This window comes from Xenorhabdus sp. PR6a (assembly GCF_028599065.1).
Taxonomy (GTDB): Bacteria; Pseudomonadota; Gammaproteobacteria; order Enterobacterales; family Enterobacteriaceae; genus Xenorhabdus; species Xenorhabdus doucetiae.
In genome coordinates, this window is sequence record NZ_JAQRFJ010000069.1 from 1 (window position 1) to 15473 (window position 15473).

Annotated in this window: 14 protein-coding genes and 2 pseudogenes; 13 read left to right on the forward strand and 3 right to left on the reverse strand. The window is 45.4% G+C overall.

From position 1 onward, the window contains the following. Positions 1-340 precede the first annotated feature (340 nt). Both PSI15_RS15150 and PSI15_RS15155 read right to left on the reverse strand, forming a co-directional pair. Positions 341-454 (reverse strand): annotated as a pseudogene (locus PSI15_RS15150) (GntR family transcriptional regulator); the annotation flags it as partial. A 58-nt stretch (positions 455-512) separates the two neighbouring features. After that, complete coding sequence (locus tag PSI15_RS15155; protein WP_273584244.1) at positions 513-833, reverse strand: heavy metal-binding domain-containing protein; 321 nt, start codon at positions 831-833, stop codon at positions 513-515. A 577-nt stretch (positions 834-1410) separates the two neighbouring features. On the opposite strand from PSI15_RS15155, the gene potA reads away from it, so the two are divergent. From potA to PSI15_RS15180, 5 genes are all read left to right on the forward strand, one after another. Continuing rightward, positions 1411-2526, forward strand: a complete 1116-nt coding sequence (potA, locus tag PSI15_RS15160; RefSeq protein WP_273584245.1) for a spermidine/putrescine ABC transporter ATP-binding protein PotA — start codon at positions 1411-1413, stop codon at positions 2524-2526. Then, positions 2510-3370, forward strand: a complete 861-nt coding sequence (gene potB, locus PSI15_RS15165) for a spermidine/putrescine ABC transporter permease PotB (RefSeq protein ID WP_273584246.1) — start codon at positions 2510-2512, stop codon at positions 3368-3370. Before potA ends, potB begins: the two co-directional genes overlap by 17 nt. Next, positions 3367-4146 (forward strand): spermidine/putrescine ABC transporter permease PotC, encoded by a 780-nt coding sequence (gene potC / locus PSI15_RS15170; protein WP_273584247.1) that lies wholly within the window; start codon positions 3367-3369, stop codon positions 4144-4146. The genes potB and potC overlap by 4 nt, the downstream gene beginning before the upstream one ends. 155 nt (positions 4147-4301) lie before the next feature. After that, positions 4302-5348, forward strand: coding sequence for a spermidine/putrescine ABC transporter substrate-binding protein PotD (gene potD, locus PSI15_RS15175; RefSeq protein WP_273584248.1), 1047 nt, complete (start codon positions 4302-4304; stop codon positions 5346-5348). A gap of 272 nt (positions 5349-5620) precedes the next feature. Then, positions 5621-7189 carry an ATP-binding cassette domain-containing protein gene (locus PSI15_RS15180; RefSeq protein WP_273584249.1) on the forward strand — a complete coding sequence of 523 codons (1569 nt, stop codon included), beginning with the start codon at positions 5621-5623 and terminating at the stop codon, positions 7187-7189. A gap of 150 nt (positions 7190-7339) precedes the next feature. Here PSI15_RS15180 and PSI15_RS15185 read toward each other — a convergent pair whose 3' ends face one another. Beyond that, the gene (locus PSI15_RS15185) at positions 7340-7675 is read right to left on the reverse strand and encodes a hypothetical protein (RefSeq protein ID WP_273584250.1); all 336 of its coding nucleotides are present in this window, start codon (positions 7673-7675) and stop codon (positions 7340-7342) included. Between the two features lie 1402 nt (positions 7676-9077). On the opposite strand from PSI15_RS15185, the gene PSI15_RS15190 reads away from it, so the two are divergent. From PSI15_RS15190 to PSI15_RS15225, 8 genes and pseudogenes are all read left to right on the forward strand, one after another. Then, the gene (locus tag PSI15_RS15190) at positions 9078-9731 is read left to right on the forward strand and encodes a phosphatase PAP2 family protein (RefSeq protein ID WP_273584251.1); all 654 of its coding nucleotides are present in this window, start codon (positions 9078-9080) and stop codon (positions 9729-9731) included. Positions 9732-10096: 365 nt separating this feature from the next. After that, positions 10097-11095, forward strand: a complete 999-nt coding sequence (locus tag PSI15_RS15195; protein ID WP_273584252.1) for a 3-oxoacyl-[acyl-carrier-protein] synthase III C-terminal domain-containing protein — start codon at positions 10097-10099, stop codon at positions 11093-11095. Beyond that, complete coding sequence (locus tag PSI15_RS15200) at positions 11092-12111, forward strand: NAD-dependent epimerase/dehydratase family protein (RefSeq protein ID WP_273584253.1); 1020 nt, start codon at positions 11092-11094, stop codon at positions 12109-12111. Before PSI15_RS15195 ends, PSI15_RS15200 begins: the two co-directional genes overlap by 4 nt. Further along, a complete protein-coding gene (locus tag PSI15_RS15205) occupies positions 12104-12910 on the forward strand; it encodes an MBL fold metallo-hydrolase (RefSeq protein WP_273584254.1) in 807 nt (268 codons plus the stop codon). The genes PSI15_RS15200 and PSI15_RS15205 overlap by 8 nt, the downstream gene beginning before the upstream one ends. Next, positions 12907-14184, forward strand: coding sequence for a F390 synthetase-related protein (locus PSI15_RS15210; protein WP_273584255.1), 1278 nt, complete (start codon positions 12907-12909; stop codon positions 14182-14184). The genes PSI15_RS15205 and PSI15_RS15210 overlap by 4 nt, the downstream gene beginning before the upstream one ends. 32 nt (positions 14185-14216) lie before the next feature. After that, a pseudogene (locus PSI15_RS15215) lies at positions 14217-14324 on the forward strand (BrnT family toxin); the annotation flags it as partial. Beyond that, positions 14311-14613, forward strand: coding sequence for a BrnA antitoxin family protein (locus tag PSI15_RS15220; RefSeq protein ID WP_273584256.1), 303 nt, complete (start codon positions 14311-14313; stop codon positions 14611-14613). The pseudogene PSI15_RS15215 and the gene PSI15_RS15220, both read left to right, overlap by 14 nt. A 330-nt stretch (positions 14614-14943) precedes the next feature. Next, the coding region (locus PSI15_RS15225; protein WP_273584257.1) for an RtcB family protein at positions 14944-15473 on the forward strand (530 nt) is incomplete at its 3' end.

Genomic DNA, 15473 nt, shown 5'->3' on the forward strand with positions numbered 1-15473 from the left:
GGCAAGTTGTTGCAACGTAATTCGTTCAGGTTCAGAAAGCACTATCTTTGATTTCATGAGTAGAAGCAGTCAGTGGGTTTATTAGCATGTCCGTCATTATAACAAAAGTGCAAATTATTTCATTGGTTTACTTAGTAGAATCACCTCAACTTCCATATGATTCAGTAAAATAATTGGATAAAACCATTTTGAATAATCGATATTAAGTCTGTTTACTCATTATTGGATCATGTTTTTTTACAATATAAATAGGTGCAGTTTATATTTATAACTCCTTGGCAAACGAATTTTGCCGCTATCTTATTTAAATTACATAAAGCCAGGTAAAGGAAACTTACAGTTACTCAAACAAATACCCATCAAAATCCGAATCATCGACATCCAATAACACCAGCAGTCGCCGCCTCACATTTTCCAGATGCTGCCACATGGCTTGTTTCGCTGCTATAGACTCTTTTCTCATTAAGCCACCCAATCGATGGCCTAACTTACAAACTCAGTACAATTGCTCTTTACACAATCCTAACCGCTGTTCCCGATACGGCGACCATCAGCATACCGCCATTTTTGCCGACGGTTTCATAGTCAATATCAATGCCGACAACCGCATTGGCACCTAAAGCCTGGGCTTGTGCATTCATTTCTGCAAAGGCAATCTCCCGTGCATTTTTCAATTCTTTTTCATAAGCGCCAGAACGTCCACCGACGATATCCCTGACCCCGGCAAAAAAATCCTTCACAATATTTACACCAAGAATCGTTTCCCCAGTGACGACACCCAGATAATCTGTGATGGTATGGCCTTCTAGTAAGGGTGTTGTTGCATTTTTCATAATCAATCTCCGTTTGGAAAAAACATAATGCCAATTTGTCTGTATCTTCTGACAGGGGGATAGTGAGCTTAATTATTTTTATTTCAATAAAATAAACCAATGATAAAAAGGGTTATTAAAACAATAAAATCATCCTCATAAATCCATAGACCCCACCAATAAAAAAGCGCGTCAGAATACCACAGCAAGAGAACGAACGTCCGCGCCTGTGGAATGTATCAACGGGCAGGGGGTTGATGGTGATGGCGTTTGCCTTGGGGATCGGTCTGAATTTATTGAAAGATAACACTATTTTCTGGTTGGAAAGCAATCAATAAGAAATAATTTCAATGCGATATAATTATCATCAAAATGATACTTGATGTTATTATTTGTGAAATGGTAATAAAAAATGACATATTGTCATTGTTTCAGCTTTCAATTTGGCCTTACTGCGTTTATGATGCGCGCTTCGTAATTTCAACCGGCGCCACTGGCTTTGAGCTTTAGCGGAGAAATGATGCCTCCCGCTAGCTGACACAGTCTTTTCCCGTGGCGGTTCTATCTGCATTATTCCAAGGGATAGATGATAGCATAAATGACTGAGAATACCTCTCTGACACCACTTGTTGAACTGAAAGCCTTGAGTAAGGGTTTCGACGGTAAACAAGTTATTTCACCGCTCGATTTGACCATCAATGATGGCGAGTTCCTGACCATTCTTGGGCCATCCGGTTGCGGCAAAACCACAGTACTCCGTCTGATTGCCGGGCTGGAAGATGCGGATGGCGGCAAAATTTTACTGGAAGGGCAGGATATTACCGATATTCCCGCCGAGCACCGTCACGTTAATACGGTTTTCCAAAGTTATGCCCTGTTCCCCCACATGACCGTATTTGAAAATGTCGCTTTCGGGCTTCGAATGCAGAAGACACCGGAGAAAGAGATTGCCCCGCGTGTTGAGGAAGCATTGCGCATGGTTCAGCTCGGAGAGTTTGCCCAGCGTAAGCCTGCCCAGCTTTCCGGCGGTCAGCAACAGCGTGTGGCCATTGCCCGTGCCGTGGTGAATAAACCCAAGGTGCTGCTGCTGGATGAATCGCTGTCCGCGCTCGATTACAAATTGCGCAAGCAGATGCAAAATGAGTTGAAGGCGCTCCAGCGTAAGCTCGGCATCACCTTTATCTTCGTGACCCATGATCAGGAAGAGGCGCTGGTGATGTCTGACCGCATCGTGGTGATGCGTGACGGGCGCATTGAGCAAGATGGCTCTCCGCGTGAGATTTATGAAGAGCCGAAAAACCTGTTTGTTGCCCGCTTTATCGGTGAAATCAATATTTTTGATGCCGAAGTGCTGCATCGCATTGATGAGCAACGGATACGCGCCAATGTCGAAGGTCACGAGTGCGATATTTTCACGTCGCTGCCGGTGACGGTTGGGCAAACGCTGAAAGTGCTGCTGCGCCCGGAAGATCTGCGGGTAGAAGAGATCAATAACGGTGAGCAGGTATCGGGGCTGATTGGTTATGTGCGTGAGCGCAACTACAAGGGCATGACGCTGGATTCCGTGGTCGAAATGGAAAATGGCAAGATGGTCATGGTAAGTGAATTTTTCAACGAAGATGATCCTGATGTTGACCATTCTCTGAACCAAAAGATTGCCGTGACGTGGGTGGAAAGCTGGGAGGTTGTGCTGGTCGATGAAGAAGACGCGTAAGCTATTCCAGAATATTGTCATTACGGGCATCGTCGCCTGGCTGATGCTGTTCGTCTTTTTGCCGAACCTGATGATCATCGGAACCAGCTTCCTGACCCGTGATGATGCCAATTTAGTGCAGATGGTCTTCTCGCTGGATAACTATAGCCGACTGTTCGATCCACTGTATGCCGAAGTGTTGCTGCATTCACTGAATATGGCGATTGTCGCGACGCTGTGCTGTCTGGTGATTGGCTATCCGTTCGCTTTTTTCCTGGCGCGTATGCCGGAGAAACTGCGGCCGCTGATGCTATTCCTGCTGATCGTGCCGTTCTGGACGAACTCGTTAATCCGGATTTATGGCTTGAAGATGTTCCTCAGTACCCGTGGCTATATGAATGATTTTCTGCTGTGGGTGGGAATTATCGATAAGCCGTTGCGCATTATGTATACCCCCGAAGCCGTTGTGCTGGGGCTGGTTTATATCCTGCTGCCGTTTATGGTGATGCCGCTTTATTCCAGCATTGAGAAGCTGGATAAATCTTGTCTGGAAGCCGCGCGCGATCTGGGTGCGGGGAAATTGCAGACCTTTATCCGTATCATTGTGCCACTCACCATGCCGGGCATTATCGCCGGTTGCTTGCTGGTCATGTTGCCGGCGATGGGGCTGTTCTATGTGGCGGATTTGATGGGCGGCGCGAAGAACCTGCTGATCGGTAACGTGATTAAGAGCCAGTTCCTTAATATTCGTGACTGGCCGTTTGGCGCGGCGACCAGTATCTGTCTGACGCTGGTCATGGGGCTGATGTTATTGGTCTATTATCGTGCGGCTAAGTTACTGAACAAGAAGGTGGAACTGGAATGATCGGACGCCTGTTGCGCGGTGGCTTTATGACCATCGTTTATGCTTACCTGTATATCCCGATTATTATCCTGCTGGTAAGCTCGTTTAACCAATCACGTTTTGGCATTCGCTGGCAGGGTTTTACCACCGAATGGTATAGCCTGTTGTTTTCCAATGACAGCCTGCTACAAGCGGCCGGCCACTCTCTGACGATGGCGGTTGCATCCGCCACCTTCGCGACCTTGATTGGTTCCCTGACCGCCGTCGCCTTGTATCGTTACTCGTTCCGGGGCAAAAAGTTTGTCGGTGGCATGTTATTTGTCGTGATGATGTCGCCGGATATCGTGATGGCGATTTCCTTGCTGGTGCTGTTTATGCTGCTCGGCATCTCACTGGGGTTCTGGTCACTGCTGTTTTCGCATATCACCTTCTGCTTGCCGTTTGTCGTGATCACGGTTTACTCCCGCCTGAAAGACTTCGACGTCAAGATGCTGGAAGCGGCGCGTGATTTAGGGGCGGGGGAATTGACGATTCTGCGAAAAATCATCCTGCCGCTGGCGATGCCGGCCGTGATGGCGGGTTGGCTACTGAGCTTTACCCTGTCGATGGACGATGTGGTTGTCTCCTCATTTGTGACGGGGCCAAGCTATGAAATATTGCCCCTTAAGATCTATTCGATGGTCAAAGTGGGAATTTCGCCGGAAGTGAACGCATTGGCAACGATTTTGTTACTGATGTCGTTGGTTTTGGTGCTGATTAGCCAATTTGTGATGCGTGACCGCACGGGTAAGTCTTAATCTTCTTGTAAGCGTGGTTGCGGGTTAGCCACGCTTTTCTTGTTTGTGACTTTACCCTGCAAAATGCGGCTTTTATAATAGCCGTTTTTTGGGGGGTAGGTTCACGCGGAACCTATATTACGATACTAACGCACTAACTGCGTGGAAAAGATGACATGAAAAAGTGGTTTTACCTGCTTGCCGCCGGGATGATGGCATTAAGCATTGGCTCGGTGAATGCCGCTGATGATGGCAAGACGCTGTATTTCTACAACTGGACTGAATACGTTCCGCCTGGTTTGCTCAACCAGTTCACGAAAGAAACCGGGATTAAGGTGATTTATTCCACCTATGAATCCAATGAGAGCATGTACACCAAGCTGAAAACCTATAAAGATGACGCTTATGATTTAGTGGTTCCATCTACTTACTTTGTCTCGAAGATGAGTAAAGAAGGGATGTTGCGAAAAATCGATACCAGCAAATTAAGCAACTTCCATAATCTTGATCCTAATTTGTTGCACAAGTCTTTTGATCCGAATAACGATTATTCTATCCCTTATATTTGGGGTGCCACCGCGATTGGCGTCAATGGCGACAATATTGATCCCAAAACGCTCTCCTCCTGGGCTGATCTTTGGAAGCCAGAATACCAAAGCAGCCTGGTGCTGACTGACGATGCGCGTGAAGTCTTCCAGATGGCGCTGCTGAAACTGGGGTATTCCGGCAATACCACCGATCCGAAAGAGATTGAAGCGGCTTATCAGGAGCTGAGAAAACTGATGCCGAATGTACTGGCATTTAACTCGGACAATCCGGCCAATCCCTTTATGGAAGGGGAAGCGGATATCGGCATGATGTGGAACGGTTCTGCTTATGTTGCGCGCCAAGCGGGTACGCCGGTGGAGATTATTTGGCCGAAAGAAGGCGGGATTTTCTGGATGGATAGCCTGGCTATTCCGGCGAATGCCAAGAATGTCGATGGTGCGATGAAGTTAATCGATTTCTTGTTGCGCCCGGAAATTGCGGCACAGGTTGCCAAGAAAATTGGTTACCCCACCCCGAACATGGAAGCGAAAAAATTACTGCCAAAATCGATGACAGAAGATAAATCGCTGTATCCCGATGAAGCGGTGATCCAGAAAGGCGAATGGCAGAGCGATGTCGGCAATGCCAATATCCTGTATGAAGAATATTTCCAAAAACTGAAAGCCGGTCAGTAAACCGGTATTGCGTTTGAATACAGGCTCTAAAAGAAGGATTTTAGCGCCTGTATTGCCTAACATTATCATCTCTGACTATAATGTCACCGTTATTCCTCTGACCAACCTGACTAAGAAGGTATTTCCCTACGATGAACTAAGTCCTGCCAGAAAATGTATCCGGATACCCAAAGGTATTCTTTTTTCTGTTCCTGGCAGACAACCGTTCTCATCCGTTTCTCTCCTGAAAAGAGATCCCTGCATTGTCTGCCACCTGTATTCAGGAGGTACGCATGACAATAGCCTGTCATTTTTCACAACTGAGTATCGAATTTAACCAAAAAAACCTATTTCCGCCCCTAAGCGGGACACTGTTTTGCCAACAAACCGCCCTGATCGGCAGTAACGGAAAAGGCAAATCAGTCCTGTTACGGCTGCTGGCGCAGAGATTATTGCCTGCCTCAGGGCATATCGTCTGGAATAGGCCCTTTATCTATGTTGACCAACTGACCCGGCTGGCGGGAGAAACCCTTGCCGATGCCTTGGGCGTCACCGCGCTCTATCAGGCTTTTCAGCGGGTAGAAGCCGGAACTGCGACAATGGATGATTTCGAGCAACTTGATGGTCAGTGGCAACAACCGGCGATATGGCAGAGCCTGCTGGACTCCGCCCGTTTACCGGTATTGATGGAGACGCCGGTACAAAACCTCAGTGGCGGGCAACAAACCCGACTTGCCCTGTGCCGCGCTTTTCTGCATAGCGACCACTTTCTCCTGCTGGATGAGCCGGATAATCATCTCGACCATGAAGGGCGGCAATGGCTGACCGACAGGCTGGAACAACACAAAGCCGGTGCGCTGGTGGTCACCCATAATCGTGCTTTGCTTGCTCATATGCAGGCGATTTTTGAGTTAACCGATAAGGGACTCAGCGAGTATGGCGGCAACTATGCCCTTTATGCAGAGCAGAAGGCTTCTGCCATCGCCTCACTTGACGCGGCCTCTGAGCGTCTGGATACCCGAATCCGTAACGAAAAGCGTCAACAACAGACCAGCCTGCAAAAAGCCGCCCAGCGGCGCAGACAAGGCGAAGTTATCCGCCGCAGTGGTTCTCAGTCACTCCTGTTACTCGATATGCAGAAAAACCGGGCAGAACAGCGGCAGTCTAATGTTGCCCAACATCATCAACGGGTATTGGGAAACCTGCAAACCCAATTACAGGAACTCAATGAGAAAAAGACCCATACCCGGCAACAAAAAATGGTGCTGAACTACCAGCCGGACGGACAAAAGGTCACCCTATTTGCCTTAAGGCTCAGATTACCCTACGGCTATTCTGAGCCACTCTCATTCACGGCGTATAGCGGAGAACACTGGCACATCAAAGGCAGTAACGGCAGCGGGAAATCCACCCTCTTGAAAGTGCTGAGTGGAGAAATCCTGCCTGTATCAGGAGAATATCGGATAAATGACACTTTTTGTTATCTCGACCAGCACCTGAACCTGCTGGATAAAACCTTGCCAGTTGCAGAAGCATTACATCACTACCAAGGTGCATTTTCTGTCGAACAATGGCGGACTCAGCTCGGCATGTTACGGATAAGGGGAGATAAATCGCTCCAGCCTTTAAACCAGCTCAGTGGGGGAGAACAATTGAAAGCCACGCTGCTGGCGCTGATACACAGCCCCTCGCCGCCGGCCGTGCTTTTGCTGGATGAACCGGATAACCACCTTGATCTGGATTCCAGGCAGTTATTAGAGGCGCTGCTTTGTGAATATCAGGGGACATTGCTGCTGGTTTCCCATGATGAGGCCTTCGTTGAAAACTGCGGTATCACCCATGAACTGAACCTTTCTGATTGAGACAAACGAAACTGTTTTGTCAATTATTGCTTAAATACCTGGCTGCGATGCCAGGTAATAAAACATAATCTATACACCTTTTAGATTCCAATTTTCAATGCAGTAAAATAATTTTTCCTGAAGAAAATAGAAAATGAATCGTTATGATCTTTAGGGATTCCAATTAGGTGGTAATTCGGGAAGTTTTATTCCAGTGAGTTCAGGCCCTGAATAATATTGATAATATTCTAATACCTCTTGACTGTATTTTTTTCCATACACTAAACCAGTAAAAACTTCTGCAACAAACTCATTAGAGTTCTGTTTCTCTATCGCATAACCGCTCACTTGTTCAACAATTTTTGCCGGGATATTATGTATATTGTGTTGATCAATCCTTTTGGCAAGCCAAAATTTTTCTTTTGATTCGGTTCGTTGTGCATGAATGATATGTCCAATTTCATGTACGATGGCAGCAATGACCTTTGTTGAGTTTTCGGAGTTCAATTCCAATGACTTCCTACTTCCTGATATAGCTTCGTGATAAAGTTGATCTGGTACACCCCATCCAATTTGAGCTGTTATATTCTTATTTCTATCTTTTTATTTCTGATGGAATCTCTCAGGGAAATTACTCGATTATCTCTCTTTTTTTTCTGTTTATACAAAACGACCTCCTATATAACATTGTCGGACTAGGACAATCAAACTTACACCTTTCAAGAGTAAAAATAAAATAACAAAAAGTCATAATCACATATGAAATTAATTTTTTATCTATCTAATTTTTATCTATCATTATGAAATATAATGATATTTATGTCAGATAAATTTAAAGCTGTCGTTCGCAAGGCGGTCGCTTATGAGGCGAATCCAATAATAACAATATCTTATACATGGTTATTTTTTTCAACTAAATAGCGTTTAAAAATGGCAGGAGTTAATCTTGTCCCGTGCATCGCGCGGGACAAGATTGCAAGCTCTCGCTATGATGAAAATCTATTTAGAAATAACATCATAAATATAAAAAGGTATGCTTGCTAAAATAAAAGAAGAAATTTGTGTTATTGTAAATATAAAAGGTAAAAAGAGAGACAGTATTATTGTCTTCTTCAAGCTTCTATCCAATACAAAAAAGTAACTTACTACCGCAAATATTAAATATAAAAAAACAAATTGAACTGCCCGTAGCAAAATAAAAATCATCATTTACCCTTAAGGTGTTATTTAACGAAATTATCCATTTACATCCATAAACAGGGTGCTTATATAATAAAAAGCCATCAGCAAATGAAATGAAAATATTTCAGTTAATAGATATATTGCCGAAATGATAAGTGAAAATTTTATTGATTTCTTTTTGTTCCTGTTTAAAATAAAAAAATAATTTACTAACGCAAACAGCACGAAAAAAACAGAGAATTGAGTCACATGTAATACGAGTAATTTCATCGTATCCTCAAAAATTTTTAGAAATGATTATCAATATCTTTTATTTTTATTGTTTTGAATATAGACATATAGAGTTGGATTAGTGAAATTGTGATGTATATCACAAATAATCAAGCGAAATCCAACAGTTGAGTATAAAATCGTCATTCCACATTGATGCTGTAACATTCTGTTTTAACTAACAATTAACATATGAGAGCAAAACAACCATATGATGGTAAATCATAATATTATAGAATTAGGTGCGAAATATCGGATTTAACGTTAATTGTCTGCTAATTAAGAAATATCCTCTTTCTGTTCACCCCATTGCCTGATAAATAATGGCCTACTATAACCCCGAACTCAGAAAGTATATTCTTCATATTTATACCTTAAGTTAAATAAATAGAATGATGATATACACGGGCATTATCATATTTTGCATTGCCAAATGGTAAGGAATAAGGAGATCAGAATGAACTACCGTATTGAACGGTTAATATACCGATTATTATGCTGTTTATTGGGATGGGGAACGGTTGGGGTTGTTTACCATTTTACTGCAAATTATCAAATGAATGCCGATGATCGCGCGACGGTATTGCCGCTTTCTGTGATTGATGAATGGATCACATTTTCTTCCAACGGTATTTGGCTCTATCTCTCATTCTTCCTGTTAATACCTCTGGCCTATTTATACTGCCCATTATCCCGTATTCGCTGGCTGATGTTGGCAATGCAGGGCTGTGCCCTGTTTTCTGGGGGGATATATGTGCTCTATCCGACAACGCTCGATTATCCGCCAATTGCAGGTGACAACATCGCCGATCGCCTGCTGGCTTATTTGAGCATGATAGATTCGACACAAAATTGTCTGCCTTCATTACATGCTTCACTGACGGTATTATCCGTCTATGCCCTTTGGCAAAAGGAGCAAAAGATCCGGCGGTGGCTGTGGTTAACGTGGGGAGTATTGATTGGCTTTTCCATTATCCAATTGCGACGGCATCTGTTTATCGACCTGATGGCGGGAATATTAACAGCGGCTGTGGCCGGTATTCTGTGTCAGTTAATTTTACAGGCTTTCTCAACTGGCTCTGATCGTCAGAGAAAGAAGTTATTTATATAATTCACTAATGAAATAAAAAATCAAAATAACTATTAATATGAATTAAATCAAGTTGGTTTATTTGTTAATTAACATTGACCTTTATTTTACATAGACACAACAAATTCTATAGTGAAATCTCATGACATGTTTGACATATTAAAAAAAATTTATGGCATTGAAAGGAAGAACCGAGAAAACTTTTTATTTTTCATGTGGCTGGATTGGATATTTCAATTTAGTAATATGATGTATCATAAATATAGACTTCCTGTTTAACGGACTATCTGATAAATACTCATTTATTCTCACCCCTACTCAGAATCCACTTCATATTCTGACAATAAAATTAAACAAAAAATTAACATTTGGAAGTGATAAAAAAAATGAAAAACTCACATGAATTGATCCCATTAAAGATCATTGCATCTGGTATCGCTTTACCAGAAAACAAAGTGTATTCCTCCGATTTAGACTTGAAGTTAAATAAACCGCGTGGTTTTGTCGAAAAACATTCTGGAATAGAATATCGCTATCATGCAGATTATAAATTGTCTCAAGCTAAATTAGCCGCAGAGGCTTTGCATGATACGTTAAAAACTCATCAAATTTCGCCGGATTCCATTGACTTGCTGATTTCGGCTTCTGCCATCCCGATCCAAGCCTTACCTTATTCCGCTGCCCATATTTTAAAAGAGAGTCAATTAAAAGCTGGGATCGCTTGCTTTGATATTAATGCAAGCTGTGTCAGTTTTATCTCTGCGCTGAGTGTTGCCGGTGGCTTGTTGGCGACCCGGCAGTATCGGCGTATTGCGATTGTCTCCGCAGAAATGGCTTCGCGTGGCATTGACTGGTCACACCAAGAGTCCTCGCTGATTTTTGGCGATGGCGCGGCTTGCATGATCGTCGAAAGAGGCGATGGGCAAAGTGGGATTGTGACCTACAAACATGAAACTTATCCGGAAGGTCTCGAATTATGTGAAATCCGGGCGGGCGGAACCCGCAAGAATCTGCGTACTGGCATGGAAGACAGTGATTTTCTGTTCCAGATGCAGGGTAAGCCCCTGTTTAAACTGACGGCTTCATTGATTGAAGGTTTTACCGAACGTGTACTGGCGGATGCCAATCTCAACATGTCTGATATTGATACCGTCGTACCGCATCAGGCGAGTCATTTGGGGCTGAAACATATTCTCAAGCGATTGAATATCAAGGATGAACGCTTTGTGAATATCTACCGCTGTCGCGGTAATCAGGTCTCGGCATCCATCCCCAGTGCGTTGCATGAAGCCATGATGACTGATCGCTATTACGGTCGTGATTATGTGATGTTGCTTGGCACGGCCGCGGGTCTTTCATTAAGTGAGATGATCTTAAGACCATGAAAATTCTTGTAACCGGTGCAACAAGTGGGTTGGGGCGCAATGCCGTTGATTACCTGTTATCGCAGGGTGAAGCCGTGGTGGCAACCGGGCGTGATCCGCAGGCGGGCGCGTTATTGGCGCAATTGGGCGCGGAGTTTCGCCGCGCTGAGCTGGCGACGTTAACCGTGGATGAAGCCAGCGAACTGATGTCAGATTGTGATGCCGTCTGGCATTGTGCCGCCAAATCCTCGCCCTGGGGTGATCCTGATGAATTTGAGCGCATCAATTTGACGGCGACATCCCGGTTGGTACAGGCGGCAGGCATCGGGGGTATCCGGCGGTTTATCCATATTTCTACTCCGGCGGTCTATTTTAATTTTTCACATCAACAAAATATTACCGAAGAGCAGCGCAGCCAGCGCTTCGCCAATGATTACGCTCGAACCAAATTTTTGGCGGAAGAGTGCATACACCAACAGATTCCCCGCTATCCTGATACCACTTACATTATCCTGCGCCCCCGTGGGTTATTTGGCCCGCATGATCGAGTGTTGTTGCCGCGCCTGCTGGCTCAGGTTAAAGCCAGCAAAGGCGTTATGGCCTTGCCGGCGGGGGGAAGAAATGTGTTAGATATCACTTACGTCATGAATGTCGTCCACGCTATGTCACTGGCGACTCAGCGCGAAGGGTTGCAAAGTGGCGCGATATATAACATTACCAATCAACAACCACAGCCATTGGCGAAAATTTTGGGGCAATTATTTGATGAAATGCAGTTTGATTACCGGATCAAATCATTGCCTTATCCACTGCTGTATGGCGTTGCGGCAATACTGGAAGGCATTGCCCTGCTTACCCGAAAAGAGCCGTTGCTGACACGTTACGGTATTGGGGCGGCTTATTACTCCATGACACTGGATAACTCAAAGGCGCGGGAAGAACTGGGATATTCGCCGATTTATAGCATGGAAGAAGGTATTCATTTAACGGCCAACTGGCTGAAACAGACAGACCAACAGACGGGTTCACATGGTTAAGATGCGTGTTTTTGAGGCGGGATATTGCACTCATCCCGGTTGCATGGCACTGAAAGGTGCCAGTCTTCGCGTGTGTAAATTTCCCGCCCGTGCGTGGTTGCTGGAGTGTCATGATAAGCGTTGGCTACTGGATACCGGATACGCCAGCCATTTTTACGATCATACCCGCAGTGGGATCATCCGCTTATATCGCAGGGTCACGCCGGTCTACTTTGACACTAAAGATTCATTGGTGATGCAGCTAAAAGCAGAAGGCATTCAGGCGCGTGATATTGAGGGCATCATCATTTCTCACTTTCATGGTGACCATATCGCCGGATTACGGGATTTTCCGCAGACCAAATTTATCTGTTCGGGGCAAGGTTGGCAGCAAACCCGCCACTTGCGTGGTATCGCTGCGCTGAAAAAAGCCTTTGTGCGGGGGCTAATCCCGGAAGATTTCGAATCCAGAACCCATTTTTATGAAGGGTTCGCAACCAGCCCATTGCCGGAAGAATTAGCCGTCTTGGGGGAAGGTTATGCCGTGCCGGGCAGCCAGAAACAGATATTGATCGTTCCGCTGCCGGGACATGCGGCCGGGCACCTTGGCTTGTGTGTATTGACGCCGCAGGGATGGGTATTGCTGGCGGGAGATGCCGCCTGGTCACCAACGAATTACCGTGAACTGCGGGGGCCTGCAATGTTGGCGAATATCATTATGGATGACCGCCGTGCCTATTACGACACCTTGCATAAGCTGCATCAAATTGACCAAAAGCAGATCCCAATCCAGTTATGCCATGAGGGAGATTTGCAATGATATTCAAAATATTTTGGTACTACTGGAAGGCCAAAAAACAGTGGAAATTCTCCAACCGCGAGCAGCTTGAACAACACCAATTAAAGGCATTAGCCAGATTTAAGCATCAGGTGCTGGCGAAAAGCCCCTATTTTTCCGCATACCGTGATTTACCGTTGGCGGAATATCCGTTGATGAATAAAGCCATCATGATGGAAAATTTCGACCAGATGAACACGGCGGGTCTTAAGCGTGAGGAGCTTCTGGCTTGTGCCCGGTTGAGCGAACAGTCACGGGATTTCAAACCCACGGTCGGCAAATTCAGCGTTGGCATGTCATCGGGCACATCCGGGCAGCGCGGCATTTTCGTTATCAGCCCGAAAGAGCGGAACATTTGGGCAGGGATCATGCTCGCCAAAATGCTGCCAAAGGGCTTATTGCACGGTGAGCGGGTCGCGCTGTTTTTGCGGGCGGGCAATAATCTCTATGACAGCGTGCAAAACCGTTGGATCTCCTTTCGTTTTTTTGATCTGTTCGCTGACTTTAATCAGCAGGTGCGGGCATTGACAGAGTATCAACCCACGATTATTGTGGCACCTGCCCAAGTATTGCGGGCGCTGGCATTGAAGATTCAACAAGGTGAAGCCGCCGTGTCGCCAGTGAAAGTGATTTCGGTGGCAGAAGTGCTGGAGCCGCAAGATCGCCAACTGTTGCAGAGCGTATTTCGGGACGTGGGCGAAATTTATCAGGCAACGGAAGGTTTTCTGGCGTGTACCTGCCCGCATGGGACGCTGCATCTGAATGAAGAATTTCTGCATATTGAGCCAAACTGGATTGATGAATCGCGTTTTAACCCGATCATTACCGATTTTACGCGGGAAACTCAGCCGATTGTGCGTTATCAGCTTGATGATATTTTGCTGGTGAAGAAAACCCCGTGCGCTTGCGGCAATCCGGCACGGGCGATCGAGCGCATTGAAGGGCGCAGCGATGATCAGTTGATTCTGCCGGCGCAGGATGGTGGCAATGTAGGCATTTTTGCTGATCCTTGCTCGCGGATTATTGCCAATACCCTGCCGCTGACAAGTGATTATCGGCTGACACAAACGGATTTATTGCTGCGCCTGGAAGGTGATTGCGATATGGCGATCCTCAAACAGTGCCAGTCAGCGCTGACCGATTATTTCGCCAAGCAAGGCGTTGATATTGCTAAAATTACGTGGCAGTGTGTCGCGCAGACGATATCGCCAGATCTGTTTAATAAACGGCGCCGAATTATTCGAAAAAAGGAATAGGTTGGAGATTTTGTGCCTGATTAAAAATGGGTGTTATGGTTGCACATACAACACGGTTTGAAGATGGCACCGAAGTCATTCGTATTATCAGTGCCCGAAAAGCCGAGCGGAATGAGAGGAGACGTTATGAGCATGGTTAGATATAAAAGAAACGAACTGCCGCCGCTGAGTGAAAAACGGGAAGGTGAACTTCGGGAGCTTTCCGATAAGCCAGATAGTGATATCGATTACAGCGACATTGAACCACTGGATAACGCTTTCTGGAAGAACGCCACACAAGGGCAGTTCTATCGTCCGGTTAAAAAACAAACGTCGATAAGAATTGATGCAGATGTTCTGGCTTGGCTTAAAGACACCGGAAAAGGTTATCAGACGAGGCTTAACGCGATATTACGTGAAGCTATGATGCGTGATTTGCATCGAAAATAATATTCATGAGCCTGCTTTGCAGGCTTAATGAGATAGTTCCCCTCACCCTGTTAGCGGTATGTTGACAAGGTGATTTCTTTTTTCACGAGGCGGATTCATACATTCTTCAAGAGGTTTGAAACCCAACGGTACGGAAACCTGCTCTAATTTGACGTTGTATTATGATGTTGTTGTCATTTCTTTAAGTTGTTTGGGGAGCCTTTACAATCCCAATCTTCATGACTAAAATAGCGCCCCTAATCCTTCCTGAATTTGTGCTGCTGCAGGAAAAACAACACTTCTTCCCATCAAAACGGAAGAAGCGGTTTTTTGTTTTTCTAGGTAGCAAACATGTCTACATTTAATCGATTACAAAAACGTCTATCCCGTCAGGGAATCGAAACACATTACGAAAACTCTATTTATCATTTCAACAGAAACCAAATTGAAGCCAAGGTTCTGTTACCCAAATCCTTGCCATTGGAAGAAAGAGCGGTACAGCAACTGCTTGATCTTGCATCAGTACGTGTTCCCGGCAGTGATGCCAAGGTTTGTGAGGCGAGGGCAACACCCGATTTCCATCCAGGCTCAACAGCACCGGTTGGCAGTATTGTAGCCACTACAGAAGATTTGGTGATCCCGGCGGCGATTGGCACTGATATCAATTGTGGTATGCGCTTGCTCACAACGGGATTGAGCTATCAAGAAGCCGATGCCCAGAAAGCAGCACTGATTCAGCAGCTAAAAAACACATTGTTGCTGGATCAACGCGATGTGCCCGTGACGCCAAACTCATTTAGCGCCTTATTTGATGAGGGACTGGAAGCATGGTTACAAGAATTACCGTATCAGGGAATTTGGCAGCAGACTGATTTCAAGCG